The organism is Pseudomonas sp. NPDC089407, assembly GCF_044900445.1.
In the GTDB taxonomy this organism is placed as follows: Bacteria; Pseudomonadota; Gammaproteobacteria; order Pseudomonadales; family Pseudomonadaceae; genus Aquipseudomonas.
Genome location: NZ_JBJDNB010000044.1, coordinates 45,154 through 60,211, shown reverse-complemented (window position 1 = coordinate 60,211; position 15,058 = coordinate 45,154). Strand labels below are relative to the sequence as shown.

Below are 15,058 nucleotides of genomic sequence, written 5' to 3'. Positions count from 1 at the left end.
CGGAGATCGGTTCATCAGGCCAACCTGGTGAAAATCAGGGCCTGCCTGGCGGCAGGCCGTTACCGGCCCGCACACAAAAAATCTGACAGTTCCGCAAGCCAGCTCCCACAGGATCACCACAGGTTCGAACATTGCGCTGTCTTGTGGGAGCTGGCTTGCCGGCGATAGGGCCGGTACGGACTCAGCAAAATCCTGAAAAATTTCACCCCTATCATCCCACCCGCGCCCGTCTAGCCTTGATCAGCACTCCCCCCTCAGGCACGGACGCCCCTCATGCATACCCCCGACAACCCGGCACTCGACCTCAAGCGCGTGCTCCAGGCCCTGCTCGCCGACCAGCACCTGCACGCCAACGACACCCCCAAAATACTCGCCCACGCCGCCACCCACCCCACCTGCCACCCGCTGGAACAGATCGCCGCCTGCAGCGTGGAAAGCCGCCAGCACCCCGGCCAGCCCCTGGACCTCGACCACCTCTGCCACTGGCTGGCCAGCAAGGTCGGCCAGCCGTACCTGCGCATCGACCCCCTGCAACTCGACCTGCCGCAGGTCAGCGGCCTGATTTCCCCGGCCTTTGCCCAGCGCCACGGCATCCTCATCGTCGCCGCCGACGCCACCAGCGTTACCGTCGCCAGCGCCCAGCCCTACCAGGATGACTGGCAGGCCGACCTGGCCCGCAGCCTGGGCCGGCCGATCCACCGCGTCCTGGCCAACCCGGCGCAGATCCGCCAGTCAGGCCAGTCGTTCCAACGCCTGGCCCAGTCGGTGAAGGGCGCGCAATATCAGCAATCGGCAAGTCTGGGTGAGCTTGAGCAGTTGCTGGAGCTAGGCAAGCGCCAAGCCGAAGCCAGCGCTGACGATGCGCACATTGTGCACATCGTCGACTGGCTGCTGCAGTACGCGATCGAACAACGCGCCAGCGACATCCACCTGGAGCCCCGTCGCGATCAAGGCCAGCTGCGTTACCGTATCGACGGCCTGCTGCACAGCGTTTACAGCTTCCCCGCAGGGGTTACCCTGGCGCTGGTCAGCCGCCTGAAGCACCTGGGGCGCATGGATGTCGCGGAAAAGCGCCGGCCGCAGGACGGCCGGCTGCAAAGCCGTCTGCCAGGTGGGCGTGAGGTCGAGCTGCGGCTGTCGACCCTGCCAACCCCGTTTGGCGAAAAGCTGGTGCTGCGCCTGTTCGACCCGCAGCAGCTGCAACAAAGCTTCGACCGCCTCGGCCTGCAAGGCCAGCAACTGGCCCAGTGGCAAGGCCTGCTGCGTCAGCGCCAGGGCATCATCCTGGTAACCGGCCCCACGGGCTCCGGAAAAACCAGCACGCTGTACGCCAGCCTCAAGCTGCTGGCCACGCCGCAGGTCAATCTGTGCACCATCGAAGACCCGATCGAGCGCCTGGAACCGGCCTTCAACCAACTGCAGGTACAGCCAGCGCTGGATTTGGGCTTTGCCGACGGCGTGCGAGCCATGCTGCGCCAGGACCCGGACATCATCATGGTCGGCGAAATCCGCGACCGCGAAACCGCCCTGGTGGCGGTGCAGGCAGCACTGACCGGGCACCTGGTGCTGTCCACCCTGCACACCAACGACGCCTGCGCGGCGATCACCCGCCTGCAAGAGCTGGGTGTGGCCGACTACCTGATCAAGGCGACGCTGGTGGGCGTGATGGCCCAGCGGCTGGTACGCACCCTGTGCACGGACTGCCAGGTGGCTGCATCAGCCCACTGTCGCACCTGCCGGGGCACTGGCTTTCATGGGCGCACAGGTTTGTTCGAACTGCTCGAGCCCAGCGACAACCTGCGCGCACTGATCAGCCCGAACGCCGACCCGACCCAATTGCGGCGCCAGGCACTGGCCGATGGCCTGGTGGACCTGCGCCGTTGTGGTGAGGCTAAAGTGGCCAGCGGGCAAACCCGTGCGGAAGAAGTGCTGCGCGTCTGCAGCTGACGAAAAGCCCCTTGTATTCAGGAACTTGCCTCATTTGAAAAGATCCAACGGCGCATCTTCAACCCTCACCCTTCGAGGTGTTTCAACATGCGTCTCAAAACCGCCATCGCTGCCGCTGCCTTGCTTTCGCTGCCTGTGGGCTCGGCCATGGCCGATACCTTCTGGCGTAACGTAATGACCTCTGGTGCTACCACAGCGTCGAGCTACCTGACCTCGCACGATCACAAGCTGGTGATGGCTGCGCAGGATGATGCTGGCAGCTTCGTGGCCAGCGAAGGCGCGATCCGCGGGCCGTTCCTGGAAGCGGCCATGCACCAGGCCCGGGCAGAGAACCCGGGCCTGCAGGCTTCGGACATGGAGCTGGCCAATGCCATTCTGGCCAAGAATGCGGTAGCCGATTAAATCCTTGGGGGTGCTTTGCACCCCTATCGCGACGCAAGGCCGCTCCTACAGGGGATCGCGTACCCTTGTAGGAGCGGCCTTGTGTCGCGATGGGCCGCAAAGCGGCCCCGATTTCAGCGATAAGCCTCCACTGGCACACAAGCACAGAACAGGTTGCGGTCCCCATACACGTTGTCGACCCGGTTCACCGCCGGCCAGTACTTGTGCTGGCGCACATGCGCACTGGGCGCCACTGCCTGCTCCAGGCTATACGGCCTGTCCCACCCCCCCAGCACATCGGCCAAGGTATGCGGCGCATGCTTGAGCGGGTTGTTCTCCACCGGCCAGTTTCCCTCCTGCACCTGGGCGATCTCCGCACGAATCGCCAGCATCGCCTCGACAAAACGGTCCAGCTCGGCCTTCGACTCGCTCTCGGTCGGCTCCACCATCAGCGTGCCCGGCACCGGGAACGACATGGTCGGCGCATGGAAGCCATAGTCCATCAAACGCTTGGCCACATCTTCCTCGCTGATGCCGGTCAGCGCCTTCAGTGGCCGCAGGTCGAGGATGCACTCGTGCGCCACGCGCTGGTTACGCCCGCGGTAGAGCACCGGGAAAGCCCCGCCTAGCTGGCTGGCCAGGTAATTGGCCGAGAGGATCGCCACTTCACCGGCATCGGCCAGCTGCGGGCCCATCATGGCAATGTACATCCAGCTGATCGGCAAGATGCTCGCGCTACCCCAGGGCGCGGCACTGACCGCACTGTTGTTCGGGTCCAGGCCGGGCACCGGCACCACCGGGTGGCTGGCGACGAACGGCTTGAGGTGCGCGCGGATGCCGATTGGCCCCATGCCCGGGCCGCCGCCGCCGTGGGGGATGCAGAAAGTCTTGTGCAGGTTCATGTGCGAAACGTCGGCGCCGATGTCGGCCGGTCGCGCCAGGCCCACCTGGGCATTAAGGTTTGCGCCATCCATGTACACCTGGCCGCCGTGCTGGTGCACCACTTCGCAGATCTCACGAATACCCTCTTCGTACACGCCATGGGTCGAGGGGTAGGTGATCATCAGGCACGACAGGCGTTCTCCGGCCGCGCCGGCCTTGGCCTTGAGGTCGGCCAGGTCGACGTTGCCGTCGTTGTCGCAATCGACAATCACCACCTCCATGCCGGCCATCTGCGCCGAAGCCGGGTTGGTGCCGTGGGCCGACGAGGGGATCAGGCACAACGTGCGCTGCGGTTGGTGGCGGCTGCGGTGGTAACGGGTAATCGCCATCAGGCCGGCGTATTCACCTTGGGCGCCGGAGTTGGGCTGCATGCAGATGGCATCGAAGCCGGTGATCGCGCACAGCCAGCTTTCCAGCTCGTCGATCATCGCCTTGTAGCCGGTTCCCTGCCCCGCCGGGGCAAACGGGTGCAACTGGGCGAAACCAGGCCAGGTGATCGGGATCATCTCGCTGGTTGCATTGAGCTTCATGGTGCATGAGCCCAGCGGGATCATCGACTGGTTCAGCGCCAGGTCTTTGTTCTCCAGCTGCTTGAGGTAGCGCAGCATCTCGGTTTCGCTGTGGTGCAGGTTGAACACCGGGTGGGCGAGGATCGGCGTACGCCGCACCAGGCTGGCGGGGATGCCTTCGGGCAGGGCCAGTTGATCAAGCGCAGCGATCTCCAGGCCGTGATCCACCCCCAGGAAGATATCCAGCAAGCGCAGCACCGTGTGCTCGTTGCAGGTTTCGTCCAGGCTCACGCCAAGGTGGCCGCGGCCGAGGATGCGCAGGTTGATCTGCGCGGCTTCGGCGCTTTCGATAATGGCCGCCTGGGCGCCGCCGACATCCAGGGTAAGGGTGTCGAAGAAATGCTGGTTGAGGCGTTTGATGCCCTTGGCCTCAAGCCCGGCAGCCAGGATGAAGGTCAGCCGGTGCACGCGCTGCGCGATGCGCTGCAGGCCTTCAGGGCCGTGGTAGACGGCATAGAAGCCGGCGATATTGGCCAGCAGCACCTGCGCCGTGCAGATGTTGGAGTTGGCCTTCTCGCGGCGAATATGCTGCTCGCGGGTTTGCAGGGCCATGCGCAGCGCGGTGTTGCCACGGGCATCGCGTGAAACGCCGATGATGCGCCCGGGCATGGCCCGCTTGTAGTCGTCGCGGCAGGCGAAGTAGGCGGCGTGTGGGCCGCCGTAGCCCATCGGCACGCCAAAACGCTGGGTCGAACCCAGCACCACATCCGCACCCAGTTCCCCGGGCGGTGCGAGCACCACCAGGCTGAGCAGGTCGGCGGCCACGCAGGCCATGGCTTGCTGGCTGTGCAGCTGGTCGATCAGCGGGCGCAGGTCGCGCACCTCGCCATGGGTATCGGGGTATTGCAGCAAAGCGCCGAATACCGCGTGTTTGCCAAGGTTATCCACAGCGTCGATGATCAGCTCGAAGCCGAAGCCCTCGGCGCGGGTCTTGAGTACCGACAAGGTCTGCGGGTGGCAGTGCTGGTCGGCAAAGAACGCATTGCTCTTGCTGCGCGCCACCCGTTTGGCCAGGGCCATGGCCTCGGCGGCGGCGGTGGCTTCATCGAGCAGCGAGGCATTGGCCAGCGCCAGCCCGGTAAGGTCGATGACCATCTGCTGGAAGTTCAGCAGCGCCTCCAGCCGGCCTTGGGCGATTTCAGGCTGGTAGGGCGTGTAGGCGGTGTACCAGCCAGGGTTTTCCAGCACGTTGCGCAGGATGACCGTGGGAGTGAGAGTGCCGTGGTAGCCCATGCCGATCAGGCTGGTCCAGACCTGGTTCTGCCCGGCGTAACCGGCCAGTTTGGCCAGGGCAGCCTGCTCGTCCAGGGCCGGGGGCAGGTCAAGGGCGCGATTGAGGCGGATGTCTGGCGGTACGGTCTGCTCGATCAGCTCAGTGCGGCTAGCAACACCCAGCGCATTGAGCATGGCCTGCTGCTCGGAGGCATCCGGGCCGAGGTGGCGACGCAGGAAAGGGTTGAGCTCTTGCAGTTGATGCAGGGACGGCGACTGGGACATGACGACGCTCTCTTCCTGGAACAGCTCTCATGGAGACTTACAAGTCTAGGAAGGGATTGCCGATTGTGCGGGGAAACTTGTTTGCACCTGGCGAAAGCCGGGGGCGCTTTGCGCCCCTATCGCGACACAAGGCCGCTCCTACAGGAGTATGCGATCTCCTGTAGGAGCGGCCTTGTGTCGCGATAGGGCTGCGAAGCAGCCCCAGGGATCTTTCAATTATTCGCCGATCGCGGCCTTGTAGGCAGCGGCATCCAGCAGCTTGTCCAGCTCGGCCGGGTTGCTTGGCTTCAGCTTGAAGATCCACGAATCATATGGTTCTTCGTTAAGCTGCTCCGGGCTGTCAGCCAGCTCTTCGTTAACGGCGATCACTTCGCCACCCACCGGGGCGTAGATGTCCGAAGCGGCCTTGACCGACTCGACCACACCCGCAGCGTCGCCAGCGGCGAACACCTTGCCGACTTCGGCCAGCTCGACGAACACCACGTCACCCAGGGCTTGCTGGGCGTGGTCGCTGATGCCCACAGTCACCGTGCCATCGGCTTCCAGGCGCGCCCACTCGTGGCTTTCGGCAAAACGCAGTTCGGCGGGGATAGTGCTCATGTAATGAATTCCTCGATTGGCTCAGCGGTACGCCCGCCGGTTGTAAATGGTTCAGATCAGGATCTTGCCGTGGCGCACGAAGGTCGGTTTGACCACCCGCACCGGGTACCACTTGCCGCGAATTTCCACCTCGGCCCGGTCACCGGTGGCCATGGGTACGCGCGCCAAGGCAATGGACTTGCTCAGCGTAGGAGAGAAACTACCACTGGTGATCTCCCCTTCGCCAATCCCGGCTACCCGCACCACCTGATGGGCACGCAGCACACCGCGCTCTTCCAGCACCAGGCCGACCAGTTTTTCCTGCACACCGTGCTCGATTTCCGCCAGCAGGGCGGCACGGCCGATGAAGTCGCGCTCGGCCGGTTCCCAGGCGATGCTCCAGCCCAGGTTGGACGTGAGCGGGGTATGGTTTTCGTCGATGTCCTGGCCGTACAGGTTCATGCCGGCTTCCAGGCGCAAGGTGTCGCGGGCGCCAAGGCCGCTAGGGGCGATACCGGCGCCGACCAGGTCGTTGAAGAAGGCCACAGCCTGATCACCCGGGAAGATGATCTCCAGCCCGTCCTCACCGGTATAACCGGTACGGGCAATGAACCAGTCGCCTTCGGCAACCCCTTCGAATGGGTGCAGTTCGCGGATAAGCGCGGCACGTGCAGGGCTGAGCAGGGCTGCGACTTTCTCGCGGGCATGCGGGCCCTGGATGGCAAGGATGGCCAGGTCCGGGCGGACCTGGAAGTCTACGGCGAAGCCGTCGCGTTGCAGTTGCAGCCAGTCGAGCACCTTGGCCCGGGTGGCGGCGTTGGTGACCAGCCGGTAGCCACCCTCGGTGCGATAGACGATCAGGTCGTCGATCACCCCGCCCTGCTCGTGCAGCAGCGGGCTGTAGAGTGCCTTGCCGGTGTCGTCGAGGCGGGCCACGTCGTTGGCCAGCAGGCGTTGTAGCCAAGCGGTGGCATCCGTGCCGTGGACATCGACAACGGTCATGTGGGAAACATCGAAGACGCCACAGTCGCTGCGCACCTGATGGTGCTCCTCGACCTGCGAGCCATAATGCAGAGGCATGTCCCAGCCACCAAAATCGACCGTCTTGGCGCCTAGCGCCAGGTGCAGGTCATACAAAAGCGTACGCTGTCCCATGGGTTTCTCCTTCCGGGCGTGGCGAAGCGGCGGCGGTCGATGACGTGGGTCGTCAGCTCTTGTTGTTTAACACCCGCCGCGCGAATGCCGCGCATTGTAGCCGCAAGGTCGCAAGCTGGCATCCTTAGTAGCTGTGACCGGGTCGACGTGCCGAACGGCGGATCAGGCCGATGACCGGCAACAGGCCCACCAGTACCAGGGTCAATGCCGGCAGCGAGGCACGCGCCCACTCGCCTTCGCTGGTCATCTCGAACACGCGCACGGCAAGGGTGTCCCAGCCGAACGGGCGCATCAGCAAGGTGGCCGGCATTTCCTTGAGTACGTCAACGAATACCAGCAAGGCGGCACTCAGGGCACCGGGCACCAGCAACGGCAGATACACCTTGAAAAACAATCCCGCGCCACCGACGCCCAGGCTGCGCGAAGCCTCCGGCAAAGACGGGCGAATGCGTTCCAGGCTGCTCTCCAGTGGCCCGTAAGCCACCGCGATGAAGCGCACCAGGTAGGCCAGCAGCAACGCCGACAAGCTGCCTAGCAGCAACGGTTTGCCGGCCCCGCCCAGCCAACTGGACAACGGGATGACCAGATTATTGTCGAGGTAACTGAAGGCCAGCATGATCGACACCGCCAGCACCGAACCGGGCAAGGCATAGCCCAGGTTGGCCAGGCCGACGCCAGCGCGAATGCCACCGGTCGGCGCCTGACGCCGGGCAAACGCCAGCAGCAGCGCCACGCACACCGTGACCAGCGCGGCCATGCCGCCCAGGTACAGGGTGTGCAGCACCAGGCCGAGGTAGCGTTCGTCCAGGTCATGGCGACCGCGCTGCCAGAACCACGCCAGCAGCTGAAGCAGCGGGATGACGAAAGCGCAGGCGAACACCAGCAGGCACCAGCCACTGGCCAGCAACGCTTTAACCCCACGCAGGTGGTACAGCGCCTGCGCGCGTGGCCGCTCGTTGCCGCTGCGGCTGGCCCCACGGGCGCGACGCTCGCCGTACAGCACCAGCATGACCGCCAGCAGCAGCAGGCTGGCCAGCTGGGCCGCGCTGGACAGGCTGAAGAAGCCGTACCAGGTCTTGTAGATGGCGGTGGTGAAGGTGTCGAAGTTGAACACCGCCACCGCACCGAAGTCGGCCAGGGTTTCCATCAGCGCCAGGGCAATACCCGCGCCGATCGCCGGCCGCGCCATGGGCAGGGCCACGCGCCAGAAAGCCTGCAAAGGCGACAAGCCCAGTACCCGCGCGGCTTCCATCAGGCCCTTGCCCTGAGCCAGAAACGCCGTGCGTGCCAGCAGGTAGACGTAGGGGTAGAACACCAGCACCAGCACAATGATCACCCCCCCGGTGGAGCGTACCCGCGGCAGGCGCATCGGCCCGAACACCTCGCGCAGGGCACTTTGCACCGGGCCGGCGAAGTCCAGCAGGCCGACGAAGACGAATGCCAGCACGTAGGCCGGGATGGCGAACGGCAGCATCAGCGCCCAGTCCAGCCAGCGCCGGCCGGGGAACTCGCAGAGGCTGGTAAGCCAGGCCAGGCTGACACCCAGCAGGGTGACACCGATGCCCACGCCGACCACCAGGGCCAGGGTATTGCCGAGCAGGCGGGTCATCTGCGTTTCCAGCAGGTGCGACCAGATCTGCAGGTCGATGGTTTGCCACGACAGCAGCAGGACGCTCAGGGGCAGGAGGACCAGGGCGGCGATCAGGGCGACCGGGAGGTACCAGCGGCGTTGGGGGGTGTGGGGCAAGTTGGATGTCTCTGTGGCTGATTTGCGACCGCTTTGCGGTCGTTCGCGGGTGAACCCGCTCCTACAGGGACCGCGCAACATTCAAACCTTGTGTGGTCGCTGCAGGAGCGGGTTTACCCGCGAAAGGGCCCTTACAGGCCCCGAAAGGATAAAGCCTGGCGCTTAGTTGTAGCCAGCCCGATCCATCAAGCGGATGGCTTCAGCCTGGCGCTTGCCGGCAATTTCCACAGGAATGGTGTCGGCCTTGAAGCTGCCCCACGCCGCCACTTCTTCCGATGGCTTGACCTTCGGGTTGGCCGGGAATTCCTGGTTGATGTCGGCAAACAGCTTCTGTGCTTCTTCGCCGGTCATCCACTCCACCAGCTTTTTCGCCGCTTCCGGGTGCGGTGCATGTTTGGTCAGGCCAATGCCCGACAGGTTAACGTGCACGCCACGGTCACCCTGGTTGGGCCAGAAGATCTTCACCGGCAGGTTCGGGTTCTGCTTGTGCAGGCGGCCGTAGTAGTAGGTGTTGACCACGCCCACATCGCACTGGCCAGCCTCGATGGCCTGGATTACCGCGTTGTCGTCGGAGAACACGTCGGTGGACAAGTTGTTGACCCAGCCTTTGACGATCTGCTCGGTCTTGGCCTCGCCGTGCGTTTCGATCAGGGTGGCGGTCAGCGACTGGTTGTACACCTTCTTCGCTGTGCGCAGGCACAGGCGGCCTTCCCACTGCTTGTCGGCCAGGGCTTCATAGGTGCTAAGCTCTGCCGGCTTGACCCTGTCGGTTGCGTAGATGATGGTGCGCGCACGCAGGCTCAGGCCGGTCCAGTCATGGGACGAGGCACGGTACTGCGGCGGGATGTTCTGGTCGATGATGTCGGACTTGATCGGCTGCAAGATGCCCATTTGCTCGGCCTGCCACAGGTTGCCGGCATCGACGGTGAGCAGCAGGTCGGCCACGCCGTTATCGCCCTCGGCCTTGATGCGCTGCATCAGCGGGGCTTCCTTGTCAGTGATGAACTTGACCTTGACCCCGGTCTTGGCGGTATAGGCATCGAACACTGGCTTGATCAGCTCGTCGATGCGCGAGGAGTACACCACCACTTCGTCCGCTGCCTGGGCGGTGCCGCCGAACAGGGTCAGGGCCAGGGCGGCCAGTAGGGGCTTGCGTGGCAACATGGAAAGCACTCCTCGGATCGTATGAGAGGTGCGAATGGTAGTGAATCCCATTTTCTGGCTCACCCTTTGAGCCGTTACCGGATGTTGCAGAGGGGCTGCTGCGCAGCCCATCGCCGGCAAGCCAGCTCCCACAGGGATCTCACAAGGCCAGCAGGCCTGCGCCGTACCTGTGGGAGCTGGCTTGCCGGCGAAAGGGCCGCAAAGCGGCCCCAACAATCTCAAGCCTTGGCCAGATCCGGCAAGTCACCACTCAAACCCAGCGCCTGCCGCACAAACAGCGCCTTGGCCTCCGGCATCTGCTCCACCAGCTTCAACCCGCTGTTACGCAACCAGCGCAACGGCAGCGGGTTGGCCTGGAATAACCGCTCGAACCCTTCCATGGCCGCCATCAGTGCCAAGTTGTGCGGCATGCGCCGCCGCTCGTAACGGCTCAGCACTTTCACGTCCGCCAGCCGCTCGCCACGCTCGCAGGCATTGACCAGCACCTCGGCCAGCACTGCGGCATCGAGGAAGCCCAGGTTCACACCCTGCCCGGCCAGCGGGTGAATGGTGTGCGCCGCATCGCCGATCAACGCCAAGCCTTCATCCACATAGCGCTTGGCGTGCCGCTGGCGCAGTGGCACACACACCCGAGGGTCGGCCTGCAGCACATCGCCCAGGCGCCCCTCGAAGGCCCGTTCCAACGCCTGCAGGAAAGCCGCTTCGTCCAGTGCCATCAGCTGCTCGGCATGCTCCGGGGTGGTCGACCATACGATCGAGCACCAGTCCTGCTGGCCATCGCGGGTCAACGGCAGGAACGCCAATGGCCCTTCATCGGTGAAGCGCTGCCAGGCCGTGGCCTGGTGCCCGGCGCTGCAACGCACGCTGGTGACGATGGCATGGTGCAGGTAATCCCACTCGCGGGTTTCGCAACCGGCCAGGCGTCGCACTGCCGAGTTGGCGCCGTCAGCTGCAATCACCAGCGGCGCGCGCAGTTGCCGGCCATCGGCCAGGGTCAGCAGCCATTCATCGCCAGAGCGGCGCAACTGCTCCAGACGGGCATCGGCCAGCAGGCCGATATCGCTGTCGAGCAGACGCTCGAGCAGGCCGTCCTGCACCACCCGGTTCTCGACAATATGGCCGAGTACCTGGGCGTGCACGCTGGCGGCCGAGAAGTGAATCTGCCCGGTGCCGCTGCCATCCCACACCTGCATGTCGGAATAGGGCGTGGCGCGCCGCTGGGCAATGCCGTCCCAGGCGCCAAGGCGCTCGAGGATGCGCTGGCTGGCCGCCGACAGCGCGCTGACGCGCGGCTCGAACGGGGCCTGAGCATCGAACGGCTTGACCGTCAGTGGGCCGCCGTCGAGCAACAGGATTTGCAGGCCACTGTGGCGCAACGCCAGGGCCAGGGCGCTGCCGACCATACCGGCACCGACAATCAACAGATCTGCGCGCATTTCCATGCCTTACGCCAGCCTCGCTTGCGGCTTCAGCCGCACGTATAGGGTTTTATCGACCCGCGCCACCAGCTCGCCGGCACCATCACGGATATCGACCTGCAAACGCGGCAGGCACTTCTTGCCGGTGGCGGTCTGCTGGCGAATGTCGTCCAGCAGCGCGTCATCGACGTGGAATTCGGCATACACCGGGCCTTTGCCCGGCGAGATGAAATCGATGCTGGCGGCCTTGTCCCAGACGATGTAGTCGCGCCCCAGCTGCTCGATCAGCAACAACATGTAGAACGGGTCGGTCATGGCATACAGGCTGCCACCGAACTGGGTACCGACGTAGTTGCGGTTCCAGCGCGTCAGCTTCATCGCCACCTTGACGCTGCGCAGGTCCGGGCTGATGTGCTGCACGCGAATCCCCGCGCCCAGGTAGGGTGGGTAGAGGTTCAGCAGCCAGCGCAGCATGCGCGCCCGGCGCGCCAGTTTACGTGGGTTGCTCATGCCTGGCCCCGCGGATCGGGGCGGGTGCCCAGGCCCATGGCCTGGCGGGCAAACCAGCTTTTTGCCGGTGGCAGCAGGTCGAGCCCGAGCAGGCCGAGGTTGCGCCCGGCAGCCAGCAGTGGCTGGTTGCTGCCAAACAGGCGGGTAACCTGGTCGGAAAAGCCGATGGTCATTGCCTGGTCCAGGCGCTGACGCTGGTGATAGGCTAACAAGGTGGCCAGCTCACCAGGCCGCTGCGGGCCGGCCAGCAGCGCCTCGGCCAGCGCTTGCACGTCACGTAGCGACAGGTTGAAACCCTGGCCGGCGATGGGGTGCAGGCTGTGTGCTGCGTTGCCCAGTACCACCAAGTGCGGACGCACCTGCTCCTGGGCCTCGATCAGCGACAACGGGTAGAGGTGCCGCGCGCCCACCTGGCGCAGCGCGCCGAGGCGGTAGCCGAACACGCCCTGCAACTCGCGCAGGAAGCTGCGCTCGTCGATGTCGGCCAGGCGCCGTGCGTCCATGCCCTGGCGGGTCCACACCAGTGCACAGCGGTTATCCGGCAATGGCAGCAGGGCCATCGGGCCTTCTACGGTGAAGCGCTCGAACGCCTGGCCGCCGTGGGCCTCGCCCGGGGTGATGTTGGCGATCAACGCACTCTGCTGGTAAGGCGTGTGGCGCACGTGAATGCCCAGTTGCTCGCGCAGGCCGGAACGGCCACCGTCGGCCAGTACCGCCAGGTCGCACTCCACTTGGGTGTCGTCGTTCAGGCGCAACTGGTAGCCGCCTTCGATGGCCTGCATCGCGGTGACTTCCGCCGGGCAGCGCCAGCTCACCACTTCGCTGTCGAGCCCTTGCCACAGGCACTGGCCAAGCCAGGCGTTTTCCACCACGTAACCTAACGCAGGCACGCCTTCTTCCATGGCATCCAGACGGGCGGCGCCAAAGCGGCCACGGTCGGACACGTGAATCTGCCGGATTGGCTCGGCGCGCCGGCCAATGGCCTGCCACAGGCCCAGGTGCTGGTAGATCTGCTGAGTGCCGAACGACAACGCCGACGAGCGCGCATCGTAGCTGGGCTGGAAGCTGTCACCGGGGGCGAACGGCTCGATCAGCAGGATCTTCCAGCCACGTGCCTTGGCCCCGGCCTGCAGGGCCAAGGCCAGGCTTGCACCGACCAGACCACCGCCGATGATCGCCAGGTTTACCCGGTTCATGCCGCGTCCTTGCGGGCGGCCTGCATCAGCGCCTCGATCTCGGCGACCGTGCGTGGCACGCCCGACGTCAGGATTTCACAACCTTGCCTGGTCACTACCACGTCGTCCTCGATCCTTACCCCAATGCCGCGCCACTTTTTGGCAACGGCCTGATTGTCGGCGCCAATGTAGATACCCGGTTCGACGGTCAGCGCCATGCCGGGTTCCAGCACCCGCCACTCGCCGCCCACCTTGTAATCGCCCACATCATGCACATCCATGCCCAGCCAGTGGCCGGCACGGTGCATGTAGAAGGCGCGATAGGCCTCGCTGTCGATCAGCGCCTGCACATCGCCCTCCAGCAGGCCCAGCTCCACCAGGCCTGCGGTAATGACCCGCACGGTTGCTTCGTGGGCGTGGTTCCAGTGCTTGCCGGGGGCGATTTCGGCAAACGCCGCCGCCTGCGCCTTGAGCACCAGCTCGTAGATGGCCTTCTGCTCGGGCGAAAACCGCCCGCTGACCGGGAACGTGCGGGTGATGTCGCTGGCGTAGCAATCGATTTCGCAGCCCGCGTCGATCAGCACCAGGTCGCCATCCTTGAGCGGTGCATCGTTCTGCTGGTAGTGCAGGATGCAGCCATTGCGCCCTGCCGCGACGATCGAGCCATAGGCCGGCATCTTTGCCCCGCCCTTGCGGAACGCGTAGTCCAGCTCGGCTTCCAGGCTGTACTCGTGCAGCCCGGCCCGGCAAGCCTGCATGGCCCGCACATGGGCACGCGCAGAAATGTCTGCGGCCGCGCGCATCACCTTCACTTCCGCTGCCGATTTATACAGGCGCATGTCGTGCAGCAGATGATCCAGCGCAACGAACTCGTTCGGCGGCTGGGCGCCCAGCCGGGCCTTGGAGCGGATAACGTTGATCCAGTCCATCAGCCGGCGATCGAACTCGGGGTTGCTGCCCATGGCGCTGTACACCCGCTCGCGGCCTTCGATCAGGCCCGGCAGAATCTCGTCGATGTCGGTGATGGGGAATGCATCATCGGCGCCAAAATCGCGCACTGCGCCTTCCTGGCCGGCGCGCAGGCCGTCCCACAGCTCGCGCTCGGGGTTGCGTTCACGGCAAAAAAGCACGTACTCGCCATGCTCGCGCCCGGGGATCAGCGCAATCACCGCCTCTGGCTCGGGGAAGCCGCTAAGGTACTGAAAGTCGCTGTCCTGGCGGTACACGTGCTCGACGTCGCGGTTGCGGATGGCAACTGCGGCGGCGGGCAGAATGGCGATGCTGTTGGGGACCATCTGCGCCATCAGCGCCTTGCGCCGCCGGGCATACTCGGCCTTGGGAATGTGGCTCATGGGCAGACTACCCCTGGTTGATCAGTGCAGCGATGGCTTGGGCGCGGGTGCGGCCGGCTTGGCCAGCTCGGAGAACAGCAGCAAGGGCGCCACGCGCAGGTATTCCATGACTTCCATGTAGTCGCTCTCGCCGTCTTCGGACTCTTCGAGGGCCTCTTGCACCTGGGAAATGGCTACCAGGTCCTGCAGCACTTCCTTGGCCTCGTCGGACAAGTCCTTGCCGCCGGCGTTCAAGCCGAAACCGGTAATGAAGCCTTGGCACCACTGGCCCAGCGCGGTGGCACGGTCGGTCAGTGCAGCGTCGTCGGAAGGCAGCAGCAGGACGATGGCCATATCGTCGCTGGTGAGCTCACCCTTGACCATTTCCTGCAGGCCGACCAAGGCGTTGCGCACGGTGTCACCGGGCTCGGTTTCCAGTAGCTGGGCGGCATCGGCCAGCCAGCTGTCGGCGTCAAAGCCGGCACCGGCGCAGCTGCGGCCGATCAGCAGGCCGTGCAGTTCGGCCGGGGTGACAGGATGGCCATTGCTCGAGAGCAGCATGGCGAAGGCGATGTAGGGCGATTGGGTATTGGGCATGGGCAGCTAGGCGCCAGACGGCGCAATGACTAGAATGGAGACCTTG

12 protein-coding genes are annotated in these 15,058 nt (G+C 65.0%); 2 read left to right on the top strand and 10 right to left on the bottom strand.

From position 1 onward, the window contains the following. Nucleotides 1-273: 273 nt before the first annotated feature. Both ACI2KG_RS26140 and ACI2KG_RS26135 read left to right on the top strand, forming a co-directional pair. Nucleotides 274-1,947: a GspE/PulE family protein gene (locus tag ACI2KG_RS26140; protein ID WP_404663843.1), complete on the top strand. Its 1,674-nt coding sequence runs from the start codon at nucleotides 274-276 to the stop codon at nucleotides 1,945-1,947. A gap of 87 nt (nucleotides 1,948-2,034) precedes the next feature. Then, a complete protein-coding gene (locus ACI2KG_RS26135; RefSeq protein ID WP_400612661.1) occupies nucleotides 2,035-2,349 on the top strand; it encodes a DUF2388 domain-containing protein in 315 nt (104 codons plus the stop codon). A gap of 113 nt (nucleotides 2,350-2,462) precedes the next feature. On the opposite strand, the gene gcvP is transcribed toward ACI2KG_RS26135, so the two are convergent. The 10 genes from gcvP to ACI2KG_RS26085 form a co-directional block, all read right to left on the bottom strand. Then, a complete protein-coding gene (gene gcvP / locus ACI2KG_RS26130) occupies nucleotides 2,463-5,336 on the bottom strand; it encodes an aminomethyl-transferring glycine dehydrogenase (RefSeq protein WP_404663842.1) in 2,874 nt (957 codons plus the stop codon). 216 nt (nucleotides 5,337-5,552) lie between these two features. Continuing rightward, entirely contained in the window at nucleotides 5,553-5,936 is a 384-nt protein-coding gene (gcvH, locus tag ACI2KG_RS26125; protein ID WP_404663841.1) for a glycine cleavage system protein GcvH, read from the bottom strand. 51 nt (nucleotides 5,937-5,987) lie between these two features. Next, nucleotides 5,988-7,070 carry a glycine cleavage system aminomethyltransferase GcvT gene (gene gcvT, locus ACI2KG_RS26120; protein ID WP_404663840.1) on the bottom strand — a complete coding sequence of 361 codons (1,083 nt, stop codon included), beginning with the start codon at nucleotides 7,068-7,070 and terminating at the stop codon, nucleotides 5,988-5,990. 124 nt (nucleotides 7,071-7,194) lie between these two features. Then, nucleotides 7,195-8,817, bottom strand: coding sequence for an ABC transporter permease (locus ACI2KG_RS26115; RefSeq protein ID WP_404663839.1), 1,623 nt, complete (start codon nucleotides 8,815-8,817; stop codon nucleotides 7,195-7,197). A 162-nt stretch (nucleotides 8,818-8,979) separates the two neighbouring features. After that, nucleotides 8,980-9,981, bottom strand: a complete 1,002-nt coding sequence (locus ACI2KG_RS26110; protein WP_404663838.1) for an extracellular solute-binding protein — start codon at nucleotides 9,979-9,981, stop codon at nucleotides 8,980-8,982. A gap of 218 nt (nucleotides 9,982-10,199) precedes the next feature. Continuing rightward, nucleotides 10,200-11,417, bottom strand: a complete 1,218-nt coding sequence (locus tag ACI2KG_RS26105) for a 2-octaprenyl-3-methyl-6-methoxy-1,4-benzoquinol hydroxylase (protein ID WP_404663837.1) — start codon at nucleotides 11,415-11,417, stop codon at nucleotides 10,200-10,202. Nucleotides 11,418-11,426: 9 nt separating this feature from the next. Further along, complete coding sequence (locus tag ACI2KG_RS26100) at nucleotides 11,427-11,909, bottom strand: DUF4442 domain-containing protein (RefSeq protein WP_201201164.1); 483 nt, start codon at nucleotides 11,907-11,909, stop codon at nucleotides 11,427-11,429. Beyond that, entirely contained in the window at nucleotides 11,906-13,105 is a 1,200-nt protein-coding gene (gene ubiH, locus ACI2KG_RS26095; RefSeq protein ID WP_404663836.1) for a 2-octaprenyl-6-methoxyphenyl hydroxylase, read from the bottom strand. Before ubiH ends, ACI2KG_RS26100 begins: the two co-directional genes overlap by 4 nt. Continuing rightward, entirely contained in the window at nucleotides 13,102-14,436 is a 1,335-nt protein-coding gene (pepP, locus tag ACI2KG_RS26090) for a Xaa-Pro aminopeptidase (RefSeq protein WP_404663835.1), read from the bottom strand. The genes ubiH and pepP overlap by 4 nt, the downstream gene beginning before the upstream one ends. 21 nt (nucleotides 14,437-14,457) lie before the next feature. Beyond that, on the bottom strand, nucleotides 14,458-15,012 hold the full coding sequence (locus tag ACI2KG_RS26085) for a YecA family protein (RefSeq protein WP_400612684.1): 555 nt from the start codon (nucleotides 15,010-15,012) through the stop codon (nucleotides 14,458-14,460). Between the last annotated feature and the right edge of the window lie 46 nt (nucleotides 15,013-15,058).

What these genes read in the sequence shown, in the direction of transcription:
- pepP (WP_404663835.1), bottom strand. Translation starts at nt 14,436, where the DNA reads ATGAGCCACATTCCCAAGGCCGAGTATGCCCGGCGGCGCAAGGCGCTG.
- gcvP (WP_404663842.1), bottom strand. Translation starts at nt 5,336, where the DNA reads ATGTCCCAGTCGCCGTCCCTGCATCAACTGCAAGAGCTCAACCCTTTC.
- ACI2KG_RS26110 (WP_404663838.1), bottom strand. Translation starts at nt 9,981, where the DNA reads ATGTTGCCACGCAAGCCCCTACTGGCCGCCCTGGCCCTGACCCTGTTC.
- ACI2KG_RS26100 (WP_201201164.1), bottom strand. Translation starts at nt 11,909, where the DNA reads ATGAGCAACCCACGTAAACTGGCGCGCCGGGCGCGCATGCTGCGCTGG.
- ACI2KG_RS26085 (WP_400612684.1), bottom strand. Translation starts at nt 15,012, where the DNA reads ATGCCCAATACCCAATCGCCCTACATCGCCTTCGCCATGCTGCTCTCG.
- ACI2KG_RS26105 (WP_404663837.1), bottom strand. Translation starts at nt 11,417, where the DNA reads ATGCGCGCAGATCTGTTGATTGTCGGTGCCGGTATGGTCGGCAGCGCC.
- gcvH (WP_404663841.1), bottom strand. Translation starts at nt 5,936, where the DNA reads ATGAGCACTATCCCCGCCGAACTGCGTTTTGCCGAAAGCCACGAGTGG.
- ubiH (WP_404663836.1), bottom strand. Translation starts at nt 13,105, where the DNA reads ATGAACCGGGTAAACCTGGCGATCATCGGCGGTGGTCTGGTCGGTGCA.
- ACI2KG_RS26135 (WP_400612661.1), top strand. Translation starts at nt 2,035, where the DNA reads ATGCGTCTCAAAACCGCCATCGCTGCCGCTGCCTTGCTTTCGCTGCCT.
- gcvT (WP_404663840.1), bottom strand. Translation starts at nt 7,070, where the DNA reads ATGGGACAGCGTACGCTTTTGTATGACCTGCACCTGGCGCTAGGCGCC.
- ACI2KG_RS26140 (WP_404663843.1), top strand. Translation starts at nt 274, where the DNA reads ATGCATACCCCCGACAACCCGGCACTCGACCTCAAGCGCGTGCTCCAG.